Origin of the sequence: Tistrella arctica, from assembly GCF_039630945.1 — a bacterium.
Classification (GTDB): Bacteria; Pseudomonadota; Alphaproteobacteria; order Tistrellales; family Tistrellaceae; genus Tistrella; species Tistrella bauzanensis.
Map to the genome: position 1 here is coordinate 140,565 of NZ_JBBKTV010000005.1, position 22,854 is coordinate 163,418.

Below are 22,854 nucleotides of genomic sequence, written 5' to 3' on the forward strand. Positions count from 1 at the left end.
CGGTCGCGCCCCCGGAAAATCCCCCCCCCGCGCCACGTCCGGCGCCGCCCCAGACGGCAGACGCACCCGATGCAGGCATTGCTTCAAACCATGTCCCGCGGCCTCGCCCGTGTGACCGGCTGGGTGATCATCGCCATGACCACGGTCATGATGGCGAGCCTGATCCTCCAGGTCTTCTCGCGCTATGTGATCGGCCAGGGCTTCACCTGGACCGAGGAACTGGCCCTGTTCCTGTTCACCTGGGTGGTTCTGCTGGCCGCCACCACCGCCATCCGCGATGACGGCCATGTCCGGCTGCAACTGGTCGTCGACCTGCTGCCGGCGGCCCTGCGCCGGTTGTGGATGCGGGCACTGACCCTGGCGGTGCTGGCCTTCTGCGTGGTCTTCGCATCATCCGGCGCCGACTATGTCACCCAGACCATGGGCCAGGTTTCAGCGGCGGTGCAGTATCCGATCGAGGCGCTGCATCTGGCGGCACCGGTGACCGGCATCCTCGGTGCCATCCATGCCCTGGCACGCCTTCTGGCGCCGCAATCGGTCATCGACGGCCAGCCGCAGACCGGAGGCATGGTATGAGCACCGCCGCAGCCGTTCTGCTGATCGCCTTCGCCGTCTGCCTGTTCGGCGGGGTGCCGATCGTCTTCTCTCTGGGGCTTGCGGCCATCGCCGGCCTGCTCGCCGCCGATTTCGACCTGATCGTTCTGGCGCAGCGGGTCATTTCCGGCACCCAGGTCTTCACCCTGCTGGCGATCCCCGGTTTCGTGATCGCGGGCGATCTGATGATGCATGGCGGCCTGTCGCGCCGGCTGGTCCGGATGTGTCAGGTGCTGGTTCAGCATGTCACCGGCGGGCTTGGCATGGTGACGGTGCTGTCGGCCACGTTCTTTGCCGCGATTTCAGGATCGGCCCCCGCCACCACCGCCGCGATCGGCGGCATCATGGTGCCGGAAATGGAGCGTCACGGCTGGAGCCGCCGCTTCGCCGCCGCCCTTGCCACCGCATCGGGCCCGATCGGTCAGATGATCCCGCCATCGATTCCGATGGTGATCTGGGGCGTGGTCGCCGAACAGTCGATCACCAAGCTGTTTCTGTCGGGCATCGTGCCCGGGCTGCTGATCGCCGCCGGGCTGATGGGCGTATGCTATGTCGCCGCCCGCCGCCAGGGCATCGGCGCCGCCACCCGCCGCGCCACCCGCGCCGAATTGTGGACGGCGCTGGCCGACGGCAAATGGGCGCTGGCGGCACCGCTGGTCATCCTTGGCGGCATCTATGGCGGCATCTTCACCCCCACCGAGGCATCGGCCGTGGGTGTGGCCTATGCCCTGGTCATCGGCCTGTTCGTCTATCGCGAACTGAAATTCCGCGATCTGCCGGCGATCCTGCTGCAATCGATGCGCACCACCACCATCGTGTGCAGCATCATCGCGGTCGCCTCGGCCTTCGGCTGGCTGGTCGCCATCGAGCAACTGCCGACCACCATCGCCGAAGCCATCCTGTCGGTGTCGTCGAACCCGATCATCATCCTGATGATGCTGAACGTGCTGCTGCTGTTCATCGGCGCGATCATGGACAATGTGGCGGCGATGATCATCCTGGGTGGCGTGCTGACCAGCATCGGCGCGAGCCTGGGGCTGGATCCGATCCATCTGGGGGCCATCGTGGTCATCAATTTCGCGATCGGCATGGCCACGCCCCCCTTCGGCTATTCGCTGTTCGTGGGCGCCGCGGTCAGCAAGCTGTCGGTCGAAGAGGTATCGAAAGCACTGTGGCCGATGCTGCTGGTCAAGATCGCCGTGCTGGCGCTGATCACCTATGTGCCCTGGGTGGTGCTGGCCCTGCCCCGGCTGCTGGGGTAAGCCGCACGACCAGCGGGCTCAGATGATGTCCTCGATCACCCCGCCATCCACACGCAGGGCAGCGCCCGTGGTCGCCGATGCCTGGGGCGACGCGACATAGACCGCCATATTGGCAACCTCTTCCACGGCAGCGGCGCGGTGGATGATCGATGTCGGGCGGTTGGCCCTGACGAAATCCACCCCCGCCTGTTCCGGCGACTTGCCGGCATTGGCGGGGTCTTCGGCCAACTGGTCGCGCAACGCATCCGACAGCGTCGGTCCCGGCAGAATGGCGTTGATTGTCACGCCGCTGCCGGCGACCCGTTTGGCCAGCCCGCGTGACAGCGCCAGATAGGCGGTCTTGGTGACGCCATAATTGACCATCTCGCCCGGAATGTTGTGGGCGGATTCCGATGACAGGAAGATGACCCGGCCCCAGCCGCGGTCGACCATGCCCGGCACCAGTGCCCGCGACAGCCGCACGCCCGACATGAAATTGACGTCCAGAATCGTGCGCCACTCGTCATCTGTGGTCTCCAGCACGTCGGACGGTCCGAAGAAGCCGACATTGTTGACCAGAATGTCGGGCGCGGGTTCGGCGTCGACCAGTTTGGCACAGCCGTCGGCGGTGCCGAGATCCGCGACCACGCCACGGACATCGGCGCCCCCGACCTCGCCGGTCATTTTGGCCATGGCGGCCTCCACCTCGTCCGGCTTGCGTCCGCTGATCACCACCGCGGCACCGGCGCCCGCCAGACCACGTGCGATGGCATAGCCGATCCCCTTGGTCGAGCCCGAGACGACGGCGGTGCGGTTGCTGAGGTCGATCTTCATGATGGTCCTCCATCGGGTGGTGTGCGCAAGGCGGCCCGGTTGAGCCGCCTGCCTCACCACCCCAACCGGCAGCACCGGCGAAGGATGCATCGCAACCGGATCAGGCGCTGGCGCCCAGTTCCTCCGACACCATGCGGCAGCGTTCGGCCAGACGCCGCGCCGCCGGATGGTCGGGATCGGACAACGCCCGGTCGGTGCCGATCAGGGTCAGCACGCATTGCGCCTCGTTCTGCCAGTCCAGCACCGGGCTGGATGCGGCGGCCAGCCCCGGCACCACCGATCCGTCGACGGTGGCGACCCGGCGTCGGCGGATACCGTCGATCAGCACCGCGATCTCACTCTCCGACGGACTTTGCCCCGCCGCCTCGATTTCTGTCGCCAGCACCGGCGCCGTCACACTGGCCGGCAGCCAGGCCAGGAAGGTCCGGCCGGTGGCCGAGCGCAGCAGCGGCATCACCGATCCCAGGCTCAACGCCCCAACGAACGGCACCCGGCTGCGGTGCAGGCGCACCACAACCGCGCCATGCAGGCTCCACACCGCCAGATGGGCGGTGAAGCCGGTCGCCTCGGCCAGCGGTGCCAGTTCGGCCGCCGCCCGCGCGACAGGGTCCAGCCGCGCCATCGCCGCCAGCCCCAGTTGCAGGGCAACCGGCCCCAGATCATAGCGCCCGCCATCGCCGTCCTGGATCACCAGCCCGTCGCGGACATAGCTCGCCAGATAGCGGTGGGTATTGCTGGCCGAGATGCCGGCGGCCTGCGCGATCGCCTTCAACGGCAAGGGGCGCCCGGCCCGCATCATCGCGGTCAGAACCCGGTTGCCGATCTCCACCGACTGAATGCCACGCGATCCGCCGGCGATCGCCGCGATACCGGCCTCGCCGCCACCTTCGTCCGTTTCAACCATGGTCATCGCGTTCCAGCATCCTCCCTGACCGCCGCCCGACCGGCGGCGCATGCCCTGTCCTCCGGCCGTTCACCGGCCTGTCGGCGGCCGCAGAGTGCAGCGCCATCGGCGCCGGCGCAAGCCATCTGCCCGCCTGGTCCCCGGTCGATCACCATCCGGAGGGATGCGCCAGCCTGCGGCATGCTGCCGCATTGGCATTTGCTTCTGAGCAATCGTTTTGCTAATAGAGAATACAGAGCCCGCCACGCGGGATCAAATCAAGACGCGTCACCGCAGGCGGCCCTGATGGACCGCCGCCGGAAGCCGCGCTGAGCCACTGGGCCGGGTCTGTCTGCGCATGCCGTTCATTGGCATGCGGGGGGTTGCCCCGTCTGGTTGCGCGCAGCCTGAGGAGGACCGACCCGATGAGCACGACCACCCCCGTATCGCCGGCCCGCCCGCCCGCGACCGACGGCCCGCCCGCGACCGACGGCCTGCCCGCCGACTATGCCCGCGAGATCGACCGGCTGGACATGGCGCCGCTGTGGACGGTGCTGTCCAATCTGGTGCCCGAGCATCCGACGCCTAAGGCCGTGCCGCATGTCTGGCCCTATGCGATGGTGCGCGAGGCCCTGCTGGAATCGGGCCGGTTGATTTCCGCCGAGAAGGCCGAGCGCCGGGTGCTGGTGCTGGAAAATCCCGGCCATCGCGGCGAGCACCGTGCCACGGCGTCGATCTATGCCGGGTTGCAACTGATCCTGCCGGGCGAGCGGGCGCCGGAACACCGTCATACGCAGTCGGCGCTGCGTTTCGTGATCGAAAGCGACGGCGCCTATACCTCGGTGGAAGGCGCGCGGATCGACATGGCGCCGTTCGATCTGGTGCTGACACCGCGCTGGCGCTGGCATGCCCATGGCCATGACGGCCAACAGCCGGGCGTCTGGCTCGACGGCCTCGACATTCCAATGATCAGCCTGTTCCAGAGCGGTTTCGCCGAACGCATCGGCGACAACGAAGCCCCCGCGCGCCGCGCCGATATCTCGCCCGCGATGCATGCGGCCGGGCTGAAACCGGCAACCGGCACTCCGGCCGCCGGCTTCGGCCTGATGCACTATCCCTTCGCGACCTGGCGTCCGGCGCTGGATGCCGCCCGTGCCGGCGGCAGCGACCCACATGAGGGCGTGCGGCTGGAATTCACCGATCCGGCCAGCGGCGGCCCGGTACTGCCAACGCTCTCGGCCTTCGCGCAGTTGATCGCGGCCGGCACCACGACCCGGTCGATCCGGCGCACGGAAAGTGCGATCGTGGTCGGCGTCGAGGGACAGGGCCGGCTGGTGGTCGGCACCGCCGCAGGCGCGACGGTCACCATCACCATCGGCCCCCGCGACGTGGCGGTGGTCCCGTCCTGGGCGCCGCTTCAGATCCATGCCGATGGCGGCACCGATCTGGTGCTGTTCAGCCTGTCCGACCGGGCCGCGCAAGCAGCGCTCGGACTTTATCGTGAGGACCGTTCATGACTTCTGACGTCACCGCCGGCGGCACCGCCCCCGGCGTCGTCGTGCCCGTGGTGGGCGGCGGCGGCTTCGCCGTGCGCCGGGTGTTCTGCGTCGGGCGCAATTATGCCGCCCATGCCCGCGAAATGGGCCGCGATCCCGACCGCGAGCCGCCGTTCTTCTTCACCAAATGGGCCGAGACCGTGGTGGCGGGTGACGGCACCATCGCCTATCCCCCGCGCACCGCCAATTACCATCACGAGGTGGAACTGGTGGTGGCCATCGGCACCGGCGGCGCCCGTATCGCCATCGATGACGCGCTGGGCCATGTCCACAGCTATGCCGTCGGCCTGGACATGACCCGCCGCGATCTTCAGCTCGCCGCCCGCGACCTGGGCCGTCCGTGGGACGAGGGCAAGAATGTCGAGCAGAGCTGCCCGATGGCGGCGCTGGTGCCGGCATCGACGATCGGCCATCCCTCGTCGGGTCGGATTCACCTGACGGTCGACGGCGCCATGCGCCAGGATGCCGATCTGGCCGATCTGATCTGGAGCGTGCCCGAGGTGGTGTCGATCCTGTCGGAAAGCTGGACACTTCAGCCCGGCGACCTGATCTTCACCGGGACACCGGCCGGTGTCGGCCCGGTGACGCCCGGTGCCGAAATCTATGCGGAAATTGACGGGCTGCCGCCTTTGCGGGTGACAGTCGGCGCGGCAGAGACGATCGGCTGATCACGACCGATACCGCCGGAACCCTGGGGAGGAGACCACGCATGCGCAGATTTCTGGCTGCCGCCTTTGGCGCGGCATTAACACTGACCGGGCTGACGTTGGCCGGGCTGGGGGGCGGTGTCGCCCCGGCCGCCGCGCAGGAAACCACCACACTCAAGATCAGCCACTACCTGCCAGCAGGCCATGGTTTCCAGACCGACTTTCTGGGCCCCTGGGCGGCCGAGCTTGAACAGCGCACCAATGGCCGGGTGAAGGCCGAGATCTTTCCCGGCACCAGCAGCTTCGGCAATGCCGCCCGGCAGGCCGATCAGGTGCGCGCCGGCGTGATCGACATCGCGCTTGGCCTGCGCGGCATTCCGCGCGGCCGGTTCGAACGCAGTTCGGTATTCGAGCTGCCCTTCGTCGTCAGCGATGCCGGCGCCGGCACCCGGGCGATGTGGGAGATGTACAAATCGGGCGCCTTGGCCGACGACTACAAGGATTACAAGGTTCTGGCGCTGTTCGTGCACAATGGCGGACTGTTCCACACCACCAATACGCCGGTTCGTGAGTTGTCGGACCTGAACGGCTTGCGTCTGCGCACCCCCAGCGAGGCGGTGTCGGTGATGTTGCAGTCGCTGGGCGCCAGCGCCGTCGGTCTGCCGCCGAGCGAGATCTATGAAAATCTTCAGAAGGGCACGCTCGACGGTCTGGTCACCACCTGGGATCTGGTCGGCGCCACCCGGCTGAACGAGGTGGTGAAATACCACACCGATGGCCGGGTCTATACCGCCGGCTTCTATGTGATCATGAACCAGCGCAGCTTCGACAAGCTGCCGCCCGACGTGCAGGCGATCATCGACGACATGTCGGGCGACACGCTGGTCGCCAAATTCGGCGACTGGTGGGCGACGTGGGACAAGGCCGGCCGCGACGACGCGGTTGCCCGTGGCCATGAGATCATCACCGTCGACGAGCCCACGCGCGATCGCTGGCGGACCGAGTTGACCCCGATGATCGATGCTTACCTGAGCCGGCTTGAGAAGACCGGCGTCACCGATGCCCGCGCGCTTTATGAGCAGGCGACGGAATTGACCAAGTCCTACGAGGCCGCGAAATGACCAGCGGCCGGACATCCCGACCACGGACCACGTCCGGCCGGGTGGTCCGGCTGCTCGATCATGTGATCGAGGGGGCGGCGCTGGCCGGCGTCGCCTGCCTCGGCCTCGCCATCATCGCCACCACCGCCGACGTCATCGGCCGCCGGGGCCTGGGCTTCCAGGTCACCGGCACGGTCGACCTCACCCAGTTGGCCGTGGTGACCTGCGCCTTCCTGTCCCTGCCCTTCGGCTTCCGGCGCGGTGCCCATGTCGCGGTGGAGATCCTCGACGACCGCGCCTCGCCACTGGTGTTGAGGGCATTGGATCTGTTCGCCGGCCTGCTGGGCCTGGTGGTGATGGGCGTCATCGCCTGGCGCGGGCTGGATGAATTGTTTCTGGCGCTCGATTACGGCTCGCTGTCACAGGATCTGGGGCTGCCGCTGTGGATCCACCGGTCGCTGGTCGTGGCCGGCGGCAGCCTGGGTGCCCTCGCCTGCCTGATGAATATGGGCGAGGCATTGGGCCTGCTGCCCGGACGCACGCCAGCGCATGGCCCCGACAGGGCCGGCGCCGGGGCAACCGTTTCCGTTTCCGCCACCAAGGGCTGATTTCCGATGGATCTGATGATCGGTGTGGCAGGCTTCGCGGCCGTGCTGCTGCTGGGTGTCCTGCGCGTACCGGTCGCCGTCGCCATGGCCCTGGTCGGCATGGCCGGCGGGCTGGCGCTGGGCGGGCTCGACAGCATTCTCTATCTCTCAGGCACTCTGCCCTTCGATGCCGTGTCGCCTTACGGGCTGTCGGTGGTGCCGCTGTTCGTGATGATGGGCGTGTTCGCCGGTCGTGCCGGGCTGTCGCGGGCGCTGTATGACGTGGCCGATCTGGCGGTCGGCCGCTTCAAGGGCGGGCTTGCCATGGCCACCATCGGCGCCAGTGCCGGTTTCGGCGCCATCTGCGGGTCCAGCCTCGCCACCTGCGCCACCATCGGCAAGGTGGCGCTGCCGGAAATGCGCCGTCATGGCTATCCCGACGCGCTCGCCGCCGGTGCTGTGGCCGCCGGCGGCACGCTGGGCGTGCTGATCCCGCCCAGCGTGATCATCGTGCTGTATGCGCTGATCACCGAACAGTCCATCGGCGCGCTGTTCGCGGCCGCCCTGGTGCCGGGTGTGCTGGCAACGCTTTATTACATGATCGCCGCGCGCGTGTCGGCCCGCAATCTGCCGCCGCGCGGTGCCCGTCGCGCCGCAGCCGATGGCGCCCCCCGCTCCGGCGCGGCGCGGCTGCTGGCGGTGGCGGATATCGCGGTGCTGTTCGGGCTGGTGATCGGCGGCATCTATACCGGGCTGTTCTCGCCCACCGAAGCGGCCGCGATCGGTGCCGGCGGCGCCGTGCTGCTGGCCTGGCTGCGCGGCGGGTTGAAGGGCGGCAGCCTGCGCGCCGCCATGGCCGAAACCGCGCTGACCTCGGCGATGATCTTCCTGATCCTGATCGGCGCGGCGCTGTTCAACTATTTCGTCGAGACATCGGGCCTGCCGGCGGCCCTGGTCGGCGCCATCGCCGGTGCGGGGCTGGGGCAGATCGAGGTCATCATCCTGCTGGTGGTGTTCTATCTGGTGCTCGGCTGTTTCATGGACAGCATGTCGATGGTGCTGTTGACCGTGCCGGCGGTGTTTCCGCTGATCGAGGCCAATGGCATCGATCCGATCTGGTTCGGCATCCTGCTGGTCACTGTCGTGGAACTGGGCCTGATCACGCCGCCGATCGGCATGAACCTGTTCGTGTTGAAGGGCATCGATCCCAAGCTCGATCTGGCGGTGGTGATCCGGGGTGTGCTGCCCTTCATCGCGGCCGATGGCCTCCGGGTCGCGACCCTGATCGCCCTGCCCCAGATCGTGTTGTTTCTGCCCCATCTTCTGGGCTTCTGATCCCGCCCCCCGTCTGATCCCACACCTGGCCGGAGACCACGCAATGACGTCGACCGCTGAGCTGAACCGTGCCGTGTTTCACGGCTATTTCCGCTCGTCAGCCGCCTATCGCTGCCGCATCGCCTTCAACCTGAAGGGCGTGGCGCCGGAACAACGGTTCGTGCATCTGCGCAAGGCGGAACAGCAGAGCCCGGCCTTCAAGGCGATCGCGCCGGCGGGGCTGGTGCCGGCGCTCGACCTGTCGGGCGGTGACGGCGCCACCGTGCTGACCCAGTCGCTGGCGATCATCGAATGGCTGAACGAGATCCGCCCGGAACCGGCTCTGCTGCCGGCCGATCCCTGGATGCGCGCGCAGGTCCGCGCCTTCGCGCTCACCATCGCCTGCGACATCCATCCGGTGAACAATCTGCGGATTCTGGCCTATCTGAAGGGTCCGCTCGGCCATGATCAGACCACGGCCGACACATGGTATCGCCACTGGATCGACGAGGGTTTGACGGCCGCCGAAGCTCTGGCACAGCAGGCGCTGGACGCGGGGACTGGTGGCACCTTCCTCTATGGCGACCGTCCGGGCCTCGCCGACCTGTGCCTCGTGCCGCAGATCTACAATGCCCGCCGCTTCAACTGCCCGATGGGCGCCTATCCACGGCTGGTGGCGGTGGAGGCCGCCTGCAATGCGCTGCCGGCCTTCGCCGATGCCCTGCCGGAACGTCAGCCGGATGCCGAGGGGTAATACCGCCAGCCTCGGCAGATACAGGGCTCATGTGAGGAATATCCGGTGCCAGGGCTCGTCCGCCGCTGTCGCGGGACGACGGCATTCATACGATGGCCTGATGATTACAGACGGCGCAACCGCCGCTTCACGGCGTTTCAGGGCGTTTCATGGCGCAGCACATGCTGCCTGCCGGATCAGCGCCCCACCACCCGCGCCAGCATCGCCGCCGCGCGGTCGATCTCGTCCTCGGTGGTGAACCGGCCGAGCCCCAGGCGCAGGGCGGCATTGACCCGGGCCTCCGACAGCATCAGCGCCCGCAGCACGTAAGACGGCTCCACCGCCGCCGATGAACAGGCCGAGCCTGCCGACATCGCCAGATCGGGCAGGCTGCGGATGATGCGGTCGGCCTCGGTGCCCGGCAGCGACAGGTTGATATTGTGCGGCACCCGTGCAGCACGTCCCGGCGCCTCCATGCCGGTGAACGGCGCGCCATTGATCTCGGGCGCCAGACCCGCCGCGCGCAGACGGTCGAGCAGCCTGAGATGCAGGTGGCCGATGCGGATGGTTTCGTCGGGCCCCTCCTGGCGCGCCAGCCGCGCCGCCTCGCCCAGGCCCACCACCAGCGGTGTCGGCAGGGTGCCGGCGCGCAGACCGCGTTCCTGACGCCCGCCATCGAACAAGGGTTCGATCCGGGCCTCGATCCCCCGGCGCACGAACAATGCGCCCACACCCTTGGGGCCATAGATCTTGTGGCCCGACAGGCTGAGCATGTCGACCGGCACCCGTCGCAGATCCAGCGGAATGCGGCCGGCCGCCTGGGCCGCATCGGTATGGACCAGGGCGCCACGCTCATGGGCACGGGCGGCGATCTCGGCCACCGGCTGCACCGTGCCGATTTCGTTGTTCACCGCCATCACCGACACCAGAAGGGTGTCATCGCGCAACGCCGCCACCACCGCATCGACAGGCACGATGCCATCCGGCCCCGGTGGTACCACGGTCAGCGCGAAGCCATGTGACGCCACCATCCGCTCGGCGGCCGCCAGCACACAGCGGTGCTCGATGGCGCTCACCACCAGATGCCGGCGCGGATCGCCCGCCGCCACCGCCGCCAGGGCGGCACCCTTGATCGCCAGATTATTCGCCTCGGTGGCGCCCGATGTGAAGACGATCTCGTCGGCATCGGCGCCGATCAGCGTCGCGACCTGACGGCGTGCCTTGACCACCGCCGCCTCGGCATCCCAGCCCCAGCGATGGGTGGCCGAATGGGGGTTGCCGAACTGGTTGGTCAGATAGGGCATCATCGCCTCAAGAACCCGCGGGTCCATGGGGGTGGTGGCCTGATTGTCCAGATAGATGGGGTCGCCCGCCGGGCTGTCGATGGGGGCGGAAGCGGGCATGCGGGCGGGGTCGGACATGCGGGCGGATCTCTCCATCGCGGTCATCGGCGCTGGTTCTTTCTGTGCGGCCCGATCGATATCAGGCCGAAACTGTGGTCCGCAGGCGACGGGCGGCCATCGCCGTCCAGGCCCGCACAAAAGCATCGACATCGTCTTCGGTGGTCGAGGCGCCAAGGCTGACCCGGATCGCCTGTCCCGCCAGATCCTCGAACCCCATCGCCAGAAGCACCGGGCTCGCCGTCACCTTGCCCGATGAACAGGCCGAACCCGCCGAGACGGCGATGCCTGCCAGATCCATCCGCATCACCTGCATCTCGCCCGCGAGGCCCGGCAGCACCACCGATGTCGTGTTGGCGACCCGTCCGGTCCAGGCATTGCTGCCCGCAAAGATCACATCATCCGCGACCGCCGCAAGTGACACCTCAATCCGGTCGCGCAATGCGCCGATCCGGCGGTTGTCAGCCGCGCGGTCACGCGCAGACGCAACCGCTGCCGCCGCGCCGAAGCCGGCGATACCGGGCAGGTTCTCGGTGCCCCCCCGACGGCGGAATTCCTGACCGCCGGCAATCATCGCGCCGGGTTCGACGCCGGCCCCCGCGATCAGCGCGCCCACACCTTTCGGCCCACCGATCTTATGGGCCGACAGCGACAGAAAATCGACCAGACCGGCCAGCGGCGCCAGATCGATCCGGCCGGCGGCCTGCACGCCATCGCAGGCGATCCGGGCACCACGGGCACGGGCGACGCCGGCGATCTCGGCAATCGGCTGGATCACGCCGGTTTCATTGTTCACCGCCATCACCACCACCATGACACCCGCGGCGCCACCCGGCAGGGCGTCGAGGGCGCGGGCGACCGCATCGGGATCGACCACCCCGCCGCCATCCACCGGCAACACCACCGCATCGGGCCGCGCGCGGGCGATGCTGTCATGTTCCACGCCCGAGACCAGCAGCCGGCCCGGGCGCGCCTGATGCAGCATCCAGACGTTCGCCTCGGTGCCGCCAGAGGTGAACAGCACCCGGTCGGTGGCGGTTCCACACAAAGCCGCCACCTCGGCGCGGGCCTGTTCCACAACCGCCCGCGCGGCCCGCCCCTCGGCATGCACCGAGGACGGATTGCCGGCCAGATCCATCGCCTCGATCATCCGCGCGCGTGCCGCATCCAGCAGCGGCGCGCCGGCATTGTGGTCCAGGAAATGGCGGATACGGGTCATTCCGCCGCACCGGCCAGGGGCTTCACGGCATCGGCCAGAGGGGCGGCCGCGGCCGGCACCAGCCCGGCCAGTTCGGCGATGCTGACCGCCTGCAACTGTGCCGTGACCCCGGCATCGATCATGCCCCATAGCGCGGCGACGCCGCAGCCATAGCGGCCTTCCACCCCGCGCAGGCGGCCATCGCCGCCTTCGACCGCGACCACCACATCGGCAACGCTGATCGCCTCGGGCGGGCGGGCCAGGCAGTAGCCGCCGGCGGCGCCGCGGGCGCTGCGCACCAGCCCGCGCCGCCGAAGCTTGCGGAACAACTGTTCAAGATAGGCGGGTGGAATCCCGGCACAGGTGGCGATGTCGGAAATGCAGGTCGGCGTCGCACAGCAGCGCCGCGCCAGATCGACCATCGCCACCACGGCGTAATGCGCGCGCGCCCCCACCCGCACCAGCCCGGAACCGCCGACGGCGGCACCGGAGGATACCGACGTCGCCTGTCCGGGCGCCGTGACGCGAGCCGGCGTGACCTCGCGGCGACAGTCAGGATCGAGAGAGGCCTCGGCAGTCACAGTGTCGGAGTTTGGCATCGTATGGGTCGGCTCCTGAGCGGTCAACGCCGGTCGCCGGCGGCGGGCAGGCGGTGGATGCGTGCGTCCCCGTCATCGGCGGCACGCGCGGCACGCTCCGGGTCGAGGCTCGCCTCCAGATCGTTGATCCGGCCGGACAGGCGTTGAACCTCGCTCAACAGCCCCTCCATGATCCGGGTCATCGGATCGGGCAGGTCCGACGCCGCCATGGCATAGGCGTCGAAACGCGGCAGTTCCTCGTCCTTGCCACCACGCGCCTTGACGATGCGGGCGGGAATACCAACCACGGTGGCGCCTGAAGGGACATCCTTCACCACCACGGCGTTCGATCCGATCCGGGCGTCGCGGCCCACCGTGATCGGCCCCAGCACCTTGGCGCCGGCGCCGACGATGGTGCCGGTCTCGACCGTGGGATGGCGCTTGCCCTTCTCCCAACTGGTCCCGCCAAGGGTCACGCCCTGATACAGCGTGACGTTGTCGGCGATCTCGGTGGTCTCGCCGATCACCACGCCCATGCCGTGGTCAATAAAGAATCCGCGCCCGATTGTCGCGCCCGGATGGATCTCGATGCCGGTCAGGAACCGGCCCAGATGCGATACCCAGCGTCCCAGAAGCTTCACATCCCTGCGCCAGAGCCAGTTTGCCGCCCTGTAGATCAGGATCGCATGGAAGCCGGGATAGCACAGAATCACCTCCAGGCGGCTCCGCACCGCCGGGTCGCGATCGAAGACGACGTCGATCTCGCGTTTCAGGCTCTTGAACATGGCCTCGCACCGTGTGATATCATCCGCCACCCCGCGTTTGGCGGCGCCACCTGATATCAGATGGCGCCCCTCGTGCGGTCGGCGACGGATTTGTTATGGCGCCCCGACCGCAGCTGCGCGACCCGACGTCGTTTCGTCGGACTCTACGGAAATCCGACCGAAACAGTCAAGATTGCAGTCGTGATTGCCGCCGGTCGATAGCGTTTATCTAGGAGCAGCAATGCCCGAAGTGATCATCAACGGACCCGAAGGACGCCTTGAAGGCCGGTATCACCACGGCACAGCGAAGAATGCGCCGGTCGCGCTGATCCTGCACCCCCATCCGCAGCATGGGGGCACGATGAACAACAAAGTGGCATACACTTTGTTCCAGTCGTTCAAATCGCGCGGTTTTTCGGTCCTGCGGTTCAACTTCCGTGGCGTCGGCCGCTCTCAGGGCAGCTTCGACAACGGCCAGGGCGAACTCAGCGATGCCGCCTCGGCGCTCGACTGGATGCAGAACTATAATCCGAACGCCACCGGCTGCTGGATCGCCGGCTTCTCGTTCGGGGCATGGATCGCCATGCAGCTGCTGATGCGCCGGCCGGAAATCGACGGCTTCATCGCCGTGGCACCGCCGGCCAACATGTATGACTTCACCTTCCTGGCGCCCTGCCCGTCTTCCGGCCTGATCATCCATGGCGACCGCGACGATATCGTCTCGACCGAGTCGGTCAACAAGCTGTCGACCAAGCTGAACGCGCAGAAGGGCATCACCATCGAACATCGCGTGGTGCCGGGAGCCGACCATTTCTTCGGCCAGAATCTCGACACGGTCGCAGCCCTTTCCGACGACTACCTGACCCGCGCCGGGCTCTGAGCGGCGCGGTGACCGGGCAACGGCAGGCACAGAAGGAGCGGACCCGCGCGCGGATCCTGTCCGAGGCCTGCCGCCTGTTCACCGAACGCGGCTTCGAGGCGGTGACGCTGGCCGACATCCTGGCCGCCGCCGGCGTCACCAAGGGTGGGTTCTATCATCACTTCACCGACAAGAAGGCGGTGTTTCGCGCCGCCTTCGTCGCGGTGAGCGCTGACATCGAATGCCGCCTTTCGGCCCGCGCCGCGGGTGCAACCGACCCCCGCCTGGCACTGATCCTCGCCTTCGACGGCTTTTTCGACATCATCTGCGCTGAACCCGGCCTGCACCGCCTGATCTATCGCGACGGGCTGATGGTGCTGGGCTGGAGCGACTGGATCGCCGTCAGCCGCAGCCATTGTCTGGAGACCTCGGAAAGCGCGATCCGCGCGCTGGCGGCGGCCGGCCGGCTGCGCAGCCGCCATCCCGATCTGCTCGGCACCATGCTGATGGCGGCCTCGGATTATCTGGCCGACGATATCCTGGGCGAGAACGGCGTGCGCCTCCAGGCGCTGGACGCCGCCCGTGCCGCGATGCGGGAGATGATCGAGCTTTACTGCGCGCCCGCCTGACAAGGGGGTGAGCCCGGAATGGGCGCCGGTATCAGGAGAAGCCGGTGCCGAATTCGGCGGCCAGACGGCGCAGAACCTCGTCGAGACCGCCTGCCAGCGTGTGGCGGGTCGTCGGCCGCGGCGGCCGCTGATCGATATCCTTCAGGCCGCTCGCGGTCATGATACAGACCACGCTCTCCTCCGGGCCGATGACCCCGCGCTGCCGCAACTGACCGGCGGCGGCGATCGATGCCATGCTCGACAATTCCCCGAAGATGCCCTCGTGGCGGGCAAGATCGGCCTGCGCCTGCCAGAGTGCCGCATCGGCGACCACCTCGGCAACCCCGCCTGACCGGCGCACCGAGAGCAGCGACTGGAAGGTTCCCTGCACCGTGCCGATCGACAGGGCCTGGGTCGGGGACCGGGGCCGGCTCGTTACCAGCGCATCGCCCGGCCGGGCAAGGCTGTCCCTGACCGATCCATGGATCTCGGCCGCAGCCATCTTCGGCAGGCGATCGGTCAGCCCGGCTGCCTGAAGATCGCAGAAGCCCCGCCAGATGCCGCGGAGATTGTCGCCATAGGCGGCGGGCACGACGACCCAGTCGGGCACCCGCCCCTGCTGGCGGGCGACGATCTCATAGGCGATCGTCTTATAGCCTTCGATCCCGTAAGGATGACTGCCGACCACCGGCGCCTGGAAGGGCGAGGTCACGAACCAGCCGAACCGTGCGGCCCCCTCGGCCAGAATCGGCCAGCGCCTGGTCTTGTCGGCAAGTTCCACCACCACGGCGCCATAACGTCTGATCTGATCGACCACCGGCCCCGGCGCGCCTTCGAAGGTGACCACCAGACAGTTGAGCCCGGCCCTGGCGGCATAGGCGGCGAGCGAGGCTCCGGCATTCCCGGACGAGGCGGTCGCGATGAAGCGGTGGCCCTGCCGCTTCGCGAAGGACACGGCAACGGCCGAGAACCTGTCCTTGTGCGACCATGTCGGATTGCGGCTCTCATCCTTGATCTGCAGATCGTCGATGCCCAGCCGCGCGCCAAGCCCATTCGCCCGGATCAGGGGCGTGTGTCCTTCGCCGAGGCTCACCATCTCGCAGGCCTCGACCGGCAGGTAATCGGCGAAGGCGGCAAGGCCGCCATCCACCGACAGCGTCGGCATGGTCCGTCGTGCGAGGCTCTCGGCGGTATAGACCACCTCCAGGTTCGAGGGGGCGTCGGCCCGGCAGATGCCGCAGCCGGTGGAATCGATCCGATGATCGGCGGGATAGCCTGCGCCGCAGCGCAGGCATTCATACCCGGCCACCTTGGCGTTCGGGTGTCGTTCCGGCATGGCCGATATCCTGTTCTGTGACGGCGGGGGCGGTCAGGTCGCCGCGCGCCGGCGCTGTACCCACAGCATGAGCGTGACCGAGGCGACGGCGGCGAGGCCCAGCACGTCGCTCAAGATGCCGGGAAAGATCATGCCGATCGAACCGGCCGCCAGGATCAGCCGCATCACCGGGTGCAGCGGCCGCAGAAACCACCCGGTGGCGGCGACCGACAGGATGGCGATGCCAGCCATGGCGGTCAGCATGGCGTGAGCGACCTCCAGCAGGCTTCCCTGCCCCAGCAGCGCCGGTTCATAGACGAAGATGAAGGGCAGCAGGAAGACACCGACCCCCATCTTGACCGCGTATACGCTGGTCCGCCACGGATCGCCCCCGGCGACGGCGGCGGCGGCGAACGAGGCGATGGCGAGGGGCGGCGTGATGTTCGACATCACCGCGCCGAAGAAGATGAACATATGCGCCGCCAGCGGCTGGAAGCCGAGTGCCACCATGCCGGGCGCCAGGATCGACGCCAGGATGATATAGACCGCCGAGGTCGGCATGCCCATGCCGAGAACCACCGCCACGATCATGGTCAGGGCCAGAAACAGGATGGCGCTGTCGCCCGCCACATAGGCGATGATGCTGGTGAACCGCACCCCCAGACCGGTCAGCGAGATGATGCCGGCGATGATGCCGCCGACGGCACAGGCGGCAATGACCGGCGCCATCATCTTCGGCGCCTCGATCGCGGCATCCAGGAAGATCGAGACGATCCGGCGTGGTTCCCGCCAATAGCGGACGGCCAGAGAGAGCAGAAAGGCCGCGATGCCATAGAGGCCGGCCAGGGACGGTGTCAGCCCCTGAAGCAGCGTGGCGATCATCACCCCCAACGGCAGCAGCATGAACAGCCCGTCCTTCAGGATCTGCCGGATGCTCTCGACCCCGGCCCCTTCGGGCGGCGTCAGCCGGTTGCGCCGGGCCTCGACGTCGACGGCGATGAAGATCGCCACGAAATAGAGGAAGGCCGGAATCACGGCCGCTTTCATGATGTCCGAATATGACAGGCCCAGGAAATCCGCCATGATGAAGGCGGCAGCGCCCATGACCGGCGGCGTGATCAGCCCGCCGGTCGAGGCGACCGCCTCCACGCCGGCCGCGAATTCGCGGTTGTAGCCATAGGTTCTCATCGCCGGGATGGTGAAGGAGCCGGTGGTGACGACATTGGCGGTCGAACTGCCGGACAGCATGCTCATCATCGCGCTGGACAGGACCGCGGTCTTGGCCGGCCCGCCGGTGACATTGCCGGTCAGCGCATTGGCGAAGCGGCTGAAGAAGGTTCCCGCCCCCGACGAGACCAGAAGCGCGCCGAACAGGACGAACAGGAAGATATAGCTGGCCGAGGCCCCGATCGGGATGCCCCACAACCCGTCGACGCTGAGATAGATCTGTTCGATCACCTGGTCGATCGGATAGCCGCGATGCCAGAATGGGTATGGCAGATGGGGGCCTGCCTGGGTGTAGATCAGGAAGATCAGGCTGAGGATCACCATCGGCCAGCCCAGCAGCCGCCGCGTCGCCTCCAGGGTCGCCACCACGACCACCCAGCCCAGGATTTCCTGCGCGGGCGTGACCGGCGTGACATAGAGCATCCGCGAGGCCACGCCATAGGCGTTGACGACGATATAGCCGGCGGGGATCAGGATCGCGCCGAGGAAGGCGAGATCGATCACGATCTGGCGCGGCCGACGGGTTTCGGTGGTGGAGATCGTGCCAAGGCAGAACAGGACCGCAAGCCCCAGCATGACATGCGTGGCACGATGGGCCTCGGTGATCGGCGGCCCCACCACCGCCACGACCAGATGATAGGCGGACAGCGACAGGGCCAGACAGGCGGCCAGCCGCCGCATCTGCACCGCGACATGCCACCAGCCCCCGTTCAGGGTCGGGACGGCAGTTGCCGGCGGGATGGTGTGCGAAGTGGTGTCATTGCGTTGCATGTGATCTGACCTGACGGCGGGGCGTGGAGCGGCCGGCCCGCTCGATCTGTATTGAGCAGGCCGCCTTGAGCGGGCTCGCACGTGTTTGCCGCACCTATTTGAGGGCGCCGATCTCGCGGTAGTATTTCTCGGCCCCGGGATGCAGATGCCCGCCCGCGACATTGGCCAGATCCTGCACCGTCAGATCATGAAACGAGCCGTGCACCGTCTTCAGGGTGTCGAGATTTTCGGTCAGAGTCCTGGCGATCCAATAGGCTTCGCCCTCGGCCATGTCCGCTGCCGCGACCACCACCATCTGCGCGCTGACGGTCGGGACATCGACATCCTGGCCCGCGTAGACGCCGGCCCTGATCACCGCGCGGCCAAGCGTCGGCATGTCGCTCTTGAGCGTCGCGTAAGCCTCGTCGGTCACCGGCAGAAGCGTCAGCGGCACCGTGTTCGCCAGCTCGTTGCCCCAGCTTGAGGGATAGGACGCGACCGAGATCATGCCCTCGACGCGGCGATCCTTCATCGCGTCGGTCTGTTCGTTGAGATCGCCGGCCGAGAGCTTCAGGTCGGACTCGTCCAGGCCCGCCGCTTTCAGCGCTTCGGCGAACACGATCGCCGAGATCGTGCCCGGACGCTGGGTCATGAACGGCCGGCCGGCCAGATCGCCGAACGAGGCGATGCCCGCATCCCGGTTGACGAAGACATGCATCAGGGAACTGGAGAGGCCGGCGACGACCTGCACATTCCTGATCGGCTCAGGGAACGGCGCCTGACCGCGGGCGGCGACGGTCAACGCCGGCGCGACCGTGAAGCCGAGTTCGCCCTTGTGATAACCGACATTGGCGACATTGGAGAGGCCCGCCCCAAGCTCCGGATTGGCGGGAACACCGTTCTTCGCGAAAATCTCGGCCATGCCGGCCCCGATGCCATACCAACTGCTGCCGGATACCGAGGTGAAGATCGTGAGGCTGCGGGGCTTGTCTTCGGCATGCAGCACCGCCGTCATCGCAAAGCACGCCGTGACCGCGAGTGCCGCGATGCGGCACGTCGCAAGAAGTCGGTTGCGGTCCATGTCAGTCTCCCTGGCCTTTGGCTTATCGCCTGATTTTGACTTGGTCGGCCGATGCCGTTCATCAGCCGGCCGCTGCGCGCCTCTCTCCCGGCAGGGCCGATGCCGGGCAGCCGAGCCGGAGGGAAATTTCCCGGGCCGCCTCGACGATCCTCGATGTCAGCTCGTCGAACCGGATCCCCGGCTGAAGCGTCGGGGCATAAGCGGCACTGATCGCGCCGGCCACCTGACCGTTCGAGCCGCGGACCACGGCACCGACCGAGTCGATGCCGGTCAGGTTCTCGCCGATCGCCGTGGCATAGCCCTGACGCCGGATCTCGTGCAGGTGTTCGAGCAGCGCATCTTCACCGGTGATGGTGCGCCCGGTGAACCGGGCGAGGGGCCGCGCGCGGATCAGCGCCAGCGCCCGGCTGTCCGGCAGGTCCGCAAGAATGACCTTGGCCAGCGCCGTGGAATGCAGGGCAAGCGGCTGCCCCGTCCGGGAATTGATCGAAATCGGCCCCTGGCTCTGCAGGGACAGCAGGTACACGACCTGATCGCCCAGCAGCGAGCCGAGGAAGGTGTTGACCTCCAGCGCCTGGGTCAGCCCCTGCAGAACTTCCATCGACGACGACACCAGACGGTTGTCGTTCAGCAGCGATGTGCCCAGCGACAGGGCCTTGTAGCCCAGCGAATAGCGGTTCCGTTCCGTGTCGCGGGCGAGGAAACCTTCGTCCAGAAGCGTGTTCACCAGTCGCTGCGTCGTCGCGGGGTTCAGGTCCAGACGGCGACCGATCTCACGAACGCCCAGGCTTTCGGCGGCGCGCTCCAGTTCAGACAGGATCGCCAGACCGCGCTGCAGGGATTGATTGCCATTGCTCAAAGGCGTGTGTCCTTGCTCATGTCGCCGTATGCCGGCCGGATCAGCCGACACAGATCAGGTCGCGGGGGATGGTGGTGATGGGCTCGTAACCCTCGCGGGTGACCAGGATGGTGTCCTCGATCATCATTCCGCCCCAACCGATCCGGTAATACGGCGTCTCGACGCAGAGGCACATGCCGGCCTCGATACTGTCCACCGTGTGCGGGCTCAGAACCGGCATGTCATAGCCGCCGCCAAGGCCGATGCCGTGGCCGACATGCTGCCGCCGATAGGACGGGATGCCGTTCTCGCGGACGACCCGCACCGTCTCGTTGAACAGATCCGCGACATCCAGGCCGTCGCGGATGACCGCCAGCTCATACTCGATGCCCGCACGAATCGCGGCGTAGCAGCGCGCCTGCCCGGCATCCGGTGCGCCGAAGACGAAGGTGCGCGCCATGTCGGACGCGTATCCCTGATAGATGCACCCGGCATCGATCCGGATCAGGTCTCCGGGAATCACGCGACGCGCGGTCGCATAGGCGTCCGCCAGGGCGGAGCGCGGACCCGAGGTCACGCTGACGAAGCGGGGAACGGCGCCGCCGGCGACCATCCCGGCGGTGATGATGGCGGCCATGTCCAGTTCGGTCATGCCCGGGGCGAACTGATCGGCCACCTTGAGAAGCCCGGTCTCGACCAGCCTGGTCGCCTGGCGGATCCGCTCGACCTCACCCGGCAGCTTGTGGCGCCGGCTCCGGGCAATCGCGGCGGTGATGTCGGTCAGCACATGCGCGGTCATGCCTCCGGCGATCACGGCCCAGGCTCTGTCATCGCCGGAACGGTCGATCCCGATGGTCCGGGCGTCGCCCGCGATGTCGCGCAGTGCGGCGAGCAGCGCCGCGTCGAACGACGGAAAGCCCGGCAGGTCATAGCCCCCGGCGCCCGCCCCTTCGACCTGTTCGAAACAGAAGAAGCCATAGCGGAAAATCCGGTCGGGGTTGCCGAAGTCTTCCAGGGCCGGGCCGGCATCCGACGCGCTCACGACCAGGGCCACGGTATCGCGGGTGGCGATCACCGCGCTGAGGTAACGCGGGTTGAGGTCGTGGACGATGCTGAAATAGCCGCTCAGATAGCCCTTATGCGCCGCATGGCACGAGACCACCACGTCGACGGCATCCCCGACCTCGGCAAAGCATCTCTCCCGCACCTGGCCGGCCAGCGCCATGCTGCCTGCGACCTGTGCCGCGCGTTCCGAGCGATGCGCCGGTGTTGCCGCCTTCATCCCGATGTCCTCGCCGCCATCCAGCATCCATATGTTCCTATATTTGATCTTGTGTTTCATTATTGAGTCAGCCTAGCCGTCTTGCTCCGAGGGAGTCAAGAGCCTCTCCTCGGCATACGGATGTGCGGGTGGATAGGTCGACGATGCTTGGGCGTCATTGACAGACCAATGGTCTGCGAAGATCATACACAGACCGTTGGTCTGTGAAAGTGCTCTTCAATGCTCCCCTGCGATGCCGGGCCTATCCGGCAGTCCCCCGTCCGCCAGTCCCCCGTCAGGCAGCCCCCCGTCCGCCAGTCCCCCGTCCGGCGTCCGATGCTCAGCATATCGGCCGTGATCCTGTCCTCCTTCGGGGTCGGACTGTCCTACGGCATCGGCTATCCGCTGGTGTCGCTGAATTTCGAGGTCTGGGGGGCGGCCCCCTGGCTCACCGGCCTCGCCGGCAGCGTGCCGGCGCTGGCGATCTTCCTGCTGCTGCCGGTGTTCCCGCGCCTTGCCGGCAGGCTGGGTGCCGTGCGCGCGATCGTGATCGGCTGCACGGTGGAGATCCTGTGCTTCATCGCCATGGCATTGCTGCCGGGCGTGGTGCCCTGGCTGGTGCTGCGCTTCCTGATGGGCGCCGGCATCGCCCTGCCCTGGCTGGTGGGCGAGACCTGGATCAACACCGTCACCACCGACGCGCGCCGCGGCCGGATGATCGCGCTCTATTCGATGGCGGTGTTCGGCGGCTTCGCCACGGGGCCGATCCTGCTGGAAGCGGTGGGCGTCACCGGCTGGACGCCATTTCTGCTCGGCATCGGCGGTGCGGTGCTGTCGGTGGTGCCGATCCTGGCCGCGGCGCGGCTTGCCCCGGCGCTGCCGCAACACCCTGAGACCAGCGTCTTCGGCGCCATCCGCCTCGCACCCGCGGCCATGGCCGGGGCGATGCTGGGCGGGCTGCTGGAGATGAGCCATTTCTCCCTGCTGCCCAACCAGCTCATCCAGGCCGGCATCGGCGAGAACCAGGCGCTGCGCCTGCTCTCCACCCTGATCCTGGGCGGGATCATGCTGCAATTCGCCATCGGCTGGCTGGCCGACCGGCTGGACCGGCGGCGTCTGCTGGTGGCGCTGGCCCTGGTGGTGGCGGCCGTTATCGCCACCCTGCCCGCCGCCACGGCCCATCCGGCTCTGCTCGGACCGGTGGTGTTCCTGGCCGGCGGGTTGCTGGTCGGCTTCTATACCCTGTCGCTTACCGTGATCGGCGATCAGGTCCGGCCGCAGGATCTGGCGGTGGCCAATGCCGCCTTCCTGATCATGTATCAGGCCGGCGCCATGATCGGGCCCGCGGTGGCCGGCGCTGCGATGTCGGTCTGGCCGGATCACGGCTTTGTCGCCGCGATGACCGGCGGCGCGGTGGCGGGCGCGATCGGCATCGCCCGCCTGGGTCGCCGGCACCCGGGTCAGCAGGCGTGAGGGCCTGGGGGAG

At 67.7% G+C, this 22,854-nt stretch carries 22 protein-coding genes; 11 read left to right on the forward strand and 11 right to left on the reverse strand.

Going from position 1 to position 22,854, the window contains the following annotated elements:
• The first annotated feature begins 69 nt into the window (after positions 1–69).
• Both WG924_RS12320 and WG924_RS12325 read left to right on the forward strand, forming a co-directional pair.
• Positions 70–576 (forward strand): TRAP transporter small permease, encoded by a 507-nt coding sequence (locus WG924_RS12320; protein WP_345933339.1) that lies wholly within the window; start codon positions 70–72, stop codon positions 574–576.
• Positions 573–1,856: a TRAP transporter large permease gene (locus WG924_RS12325; RefSeq protein ID WP_188576685.1), complete on the forward strand. Its 1,284-nt coding sequence runs from the start codon at positions 573–575 to the stop codon at positions 1,854–1,856. The genes WG924_RS12320 and WG924_RS12325 overlap by 4 nt, the downstream gene beginning before the upstream one ends.
• Before the next feature lie 18 nt (positions 1,857–1,874).
• Here the strand turns inward: WG924_RS12325 and WG924_RS12330 are convergent, their stop codons facing one another.
• Both WG924_RS12330 and WG924_RS12335 read right to left on the reverse strand, forming a co-directional pair.
• Positions 1,875–2,669, reverse strand: coding sequence for an SDR family NAD(P)-dependent oxidoreductase (locus tag WG924_RS12330; protein ID WP_345933340.1), 795 nt, complete (start codon positions 2,667–2,669; stop codon positions 1,875–1,877).
• Between the two features lie 100 nt (positions 2,670–2,769).
• Positions 2,770–3,579, reverse strand: coding sequence for an IclR family transcriptional regulator (locus tag WG924_RS12335; RefSeq protein ID WP_345933341.1), 810 nt, complete (start codon positions 3,577–3,579; stop codon positions 2,770–2,772).
• Between the two features lie 398 nt (positions 3,580–3,977).
• Here WG924_RS12335 and WG924_RS12340 point away from each other — a divergent pair, with 398 nt between their 5' ends.
• From WG924_RS12340 to maiA, 6 genes are read left to right on the forward strand one after another with little or no spacing between them, the layout of a single operon-like run.
• A complete protein-coding gene (locus WG924_RS12340) occupies positions 3,978–5,069 on the forward strand; it encodes a cupin domain-containing protein (protein WP_345933342.1) in 1,092 nt (363 codons plus the stop codon).
• Positions 5,066–5,776: a fumarylacetoacetate hydrolase family protein gene (locus WG924_RS12345; protein WP_345933343.1), complete on the forward strand. Its 711-nt coding sequence runs from the start codon at positions 5,066–5,068 to the stop codon at positions 5,774–5,776. The genes WG924_RS12340 and WG924_RS12345 overlap by 4 nt, the downstream gene beginning before the upstream one ends.
• 41 nt (positions 5,777–5,817) lie before the next feature.
• A complete protein-coding gene (locus WG924_RS12350; protein WP_345933344.1) occupies positions 5,818–6,876 on the forward strand; it encodes a TRAP transporter substrate-binding protein in 1,059 nt (352 codons plus the stop codon).
• On the forward strand, positions 6,873–7,463 hold the full coding sequence (locus WG924_RS12355; protein ID WP_345933345.1) for a TRAP transporter small permease: 591 nt from the start codon (positions 6,873–6,875) through the stop codon (positions 7,461–7,463). The genes WG924_RS12350 and WG924_RS12355 overlap by 4 nt, the downstream gene beginning before the upstream one ends.
• A gap of 6 nt (positions 7,464–7,469) precedes the next feature.
• Positions 7,470–8,777 (forward strand): TRAP transporter large permease, encoded by a 1,308-nt coding sequence (locus WG924_RS12360; RefSeq protein ID WP_345933346.1) that lies wholly within the window; start codon positions 7,470–7,472, stop codon positions 8,775–8,777.
• A gap of 43 nt (positions 8,778–8,820) precedes the next feature.
• A complete protein-coding gene (gene maiA / locus WG924_RS12365; RefSeq protein WP_345933347.1) occupies positions 8,821–9,510 on the forward strand; it encodes a maleylacetoacetate isomerase in 690 nt (229 codons plus the stop codon).
• A gap of 176 nt (positions 9,511–9,686) precedes the next feature.
• Here maiA and WG924_RS12370 read toward each other — a convergent pair whose 3' ends face one another.
• From WG924_RS12370 to cysE, 4 genes are all read right to left on the reverse strand, one after another.
• On the reverse strand, positions 9,687–10,910 hold the full coding sequence (locus WG924_RS12370; RefSeq protein ID WP_345933348.1) for a cysteine desulfurase family protein: 1,224 nt from the start codon (positions 10,908–10,910) through the stop codon (positions 9,687–9,689).
• Positions 10,911–10,971: 61 nt separating this feature from the next.
• The gene (locus WG924_RS12375) at positions 10,972–12,108 is read right to left on the reverse strand and encodes a cysteine desulfurase family protein (RefSeq protein WP_345933349.1); all 1,137 of its coding nucleotides are present in this window, start codon (positions 12,106–12,108) and stop codon (positions 10,972–10,974) included.
• Complete coding sequence (locus WG924_RS12380) at positions 12,105–12,686, reverse strand: RrF2 family transcriptional regulator (protein WP_345933350.1); 582 nt, start codon at positions 12,684–12,686, stop codon at positions 12,105–12,107. The genes WG924_RS12375 and WG924_RS12380 overlap by 4 nt, the downstream gene beginning before the upstream one ends.
• 23 nt (positions 12,687–12,709) lie before the next feature.
• The gene (gene cysE, locus WG924_RS12385; RefSeq protein ID WP_345933351.1) at positions 12,710–13,450 is read right to left on the reverse strand and encodes a serine O-acetyltransferase; all 741 of its coding nucleotides are present in this window, start codon (positions 13,448–13,450) and stop codon (positions 12,710–12,712) included.
• 220 nt (positions 13,451–13,670) lie between these two features.
• Here cysE and WG924_RS12390 point away from each other — a divergent pair, with 220 nt between their 5' ends.
• Positions 13,671–14,309, forward strand: coding sequence for an alpha/beta hydrolase (locus WG924_RS12390; protein ID WP_188576660.1), 639 nt, complete (start codon positions 13,671–13,673; stop codon positions 14,307–14,309).
• Positions 14,310–14,317: 8 nt separating this feature from the next.
• Positions 14,318–14,917 carry a TetR/AcrR family transcriptional regulator gene (locus WG924_RS12395; RefSeq protein WP_345933352.1) on the forward strand — a complete coding sequence of 200 codons (600 nt, stop codon included), beginning with the start codon at positions 14,318–14,320 and terminating at the stop codon, positions 14,915–14,917.
• Positions 14,918–14,948: 31 nt separating this feature from the next.
• On the opposite strand, the gene WG924_RS12400 is transcribed toward WG924_RS12395, so the two are convergent.
• The 5 genes from WG924_RS12400 to WG924_RS12420 all read right to left on the reverse strand — a co-directional run bounded on the left by WG924_RS12400 (position 14,949) and on the right by WG924_RS12420 (position 21,416).
• Positions 14,949–16,232 carry a pyridoxal-phosphate dependent enzyme gene (locus WG924_RS12400; protein WP_345933353.1) on the reverse strand — a complete coding sequence of 428 codons (1,284 nt, stop codon included), beginning with the start codon at positions 16,230–16,232 and terminating at the stop codon, positions 14,949–14,951.
• Between the two features lie 33 nt (positions 16,233–16,265).
• On the reverse strand, positions 16,266–18,209 hold the full coding sequence (locus tag WG924_RS12405) for a TRAP transporter permease (protein WP_345933354.1): 1,944 nt from the start codon (positions 18,207–18,209) through the stop codon (positions 16,266–16,268).
• 94 nt (positions 18,210–18,303) lie between these two features.
• The gene (locus WG924_RS12410) at positions 18,304–19,269 is read right to left on the reverse strand and encodes a TAXI family TRAP transporter solute-binding subunit (protein WP_345933355.1); all 966 of its coding nucleotides are present in this window, start codon (positions 19,267–19,269) and stop codon (positions 18,304–18,306) included.
• 61 nt (positions 19,270–19,330) lie between these two features.
• Positions 19,331–20,128 (reverse strand): IclR family transcriptional regulator, encoded by a 798-nt coding sequence (locus WG924_RS12415; RefSeq protein ID WP_345933356.1) that lies wholly within the window; start codon positions 20,126–20,128, stop codon positions 19,331–19,333.
• Positions 20,129–20,168: 40 nt separating this feature from the next.
• The gene (locus WG924_RS12420) at positions 20,169–21,416 is read right to left on the reverse strand and encodes a M24 family metallopeptidase (protein ID WP_345933357.1); all 1,248 of its coding nucleotides are present in this window, start codon (positions 21,414–21,416) and stop codon (positions 20,169–20,171) included.
• 306 nt (positions 21,417–21,722) lie between these two features.
• Here WG924_RS12420 and WG924_RS12425 point away from each other — a divergent pair, with 306 nt between their 5' ends.
• On the forward strand, positions 21,723–22,841 hold the full coding sequence (locus WG924_RS12425; protein ID WP_345933358.1) for an MFS transporter: 1,119 nt from the start codon (positions 21,723–21,725) through the stop codon (positions 22,839–22,841).
• Positions 22,842–22,854: the final 13 nt, after the last annotated feature.

What these genes read in the sequence shown, in the direction of transcription:
- WG924_RS12360 (WP_345933346.1), top strand. Translation starts at nt 7,470, where the DNA reads ATGGATCTGATGATCGGTGTGGCAGGCTTCGCGGCCGTGCTGCTGCTG.
- WG924_RS12375 (WP_345933349.1), bottom strand. Translation starts at nt 12,108, where the DNA reads ATGACCCGTATCCGCCATTTCCTGGACCACAATGCCGGCGCGCCGCTG.
- WG924_RS12325 (WP_188576685.1), top strand. Translation starts at nt 573, where the DNA reads ATGAGCACCGCCGCAGCCGTTCTGCTGATCGCCTTCGCCGTCTGCCTG.
- WG924_RS12335 (WP_345933341.1), bottom strand. Translation starts at nt 3,579, where the DNA reads ATGACCATGGTTGAAACGGACGAAGGTGGCGGCGAGGCCGGTATCGCG.
- WG924_RS12420 (WP_345933357.1), bottom strand. Translation starts at nt 21,416, where the DNA reads ATGCTGGATGGCGGCGAGGACATCGGGATGAAGGCGGCAACACCGGCG.
- WG924_RS12355 (WP_345933345.1), top strand. Translation starts at nt 6,873, where the DNA reads ATGACCAGCGGCCGGACATCCCGACCACGGACCACGTCCGGCCGGGTG.
- cysE (WP_345933351.1), bottom strand. Translation starts at nt 13,450, where the DNA reads ATGTTCAAGAGCCTGAAACGCGAGATCGACGTCGTCTTCGATCGCGAC.
- WG924_RS12380 (WP_345933350.1), bottom strand. Translation starts at nt 12,686, where the DNA reads ATGCCAAACTCCGACACTGTGACTGCCGAGGCCTCTCTCGATCCTGAC.
- WG924_RS12340 (WP_345933342.1), top strand. Translation starts at nt 3,978, where the DNA reads ATGAGCACGACCACCCCCGTATCGCCGGCCCGCCCGCCCGCGACCGAC.
- WG924_RS12345 (WP_345933343.1), top strand. Translation starts at nt 5,066, where the DNA reads ATGACTTCTGACGTCACCGCCGGCGGCACCGCCCCCGGCGTCGTCGTG.
- WG924_RS12370 (WP_345933348.1), bottom strand. Translation starts at nt 10,910, where the DNA reads ATGTCCGACCCCGCCCGCATGCCCGCTTCCGCCCCCATCGACAGCCCG.
- WG924_RS12400 (WP_345933353.1), bottom strand. Translation starts at nt 16,232, where the DNA reads ATGCCGGAACGACACCCGAACGCCAAGGTGGCCGGGTATGAATGCCTG.
- WG924_RS12330 (WP_345933340.1), bottom strand. Translation starts at nt 2,669, where the DNA reads ATGAAGATCGACCTCAGCAACCGCACCGCCGTCGTCTCGGGCTCGACC.
- WG924_RS12320 (WP_345933339.1), top strand. Translation starts at nt 70, where the DNA reads ATGCAGGCATTGCTTCAAACCATGTCCCGCGGCCTCGCCCGTGTGACC.
- maiA (WP_345933347.1), top strand. Translation starts at nt 8,821, where the DNA reads ATGACGTCGACCGCTGAGCTGAACCGTGCCGTGTTTCACGGCTATTTC.
- WG924_RS12405 (WP_345933354.1), bottom strand. Translation starts at nt 18,209, where the DNA reads ATGCAACGCAATGACACCACTTCGCACACCATCCCGCCGGCAACTGCC.
- WG924_RS12350 (WP_345933344.1), top strand. Translation starts at nt 5,818, where the DNA reads ATGCGCAGATTTCTGGCTGCCGCCTTTGGCGCGGCATTAACACTGACC.
- WG924_RS12410 (WP_345933355.1), bottom strand. Translation starts at nt 19,269, where the DNA reads ATGGACCGCAACCGACTTCTTGCGACGTGCCGCATCGCGGCACTCGCG.
- WG924_RS12390 (WP_188576660.1), top strand. Translation starts at nt 13,671, where the DNA reads ATGCCCGAAGTGATCATCAACGGACCCGAAGGACGCCTTGAAGGCCGG.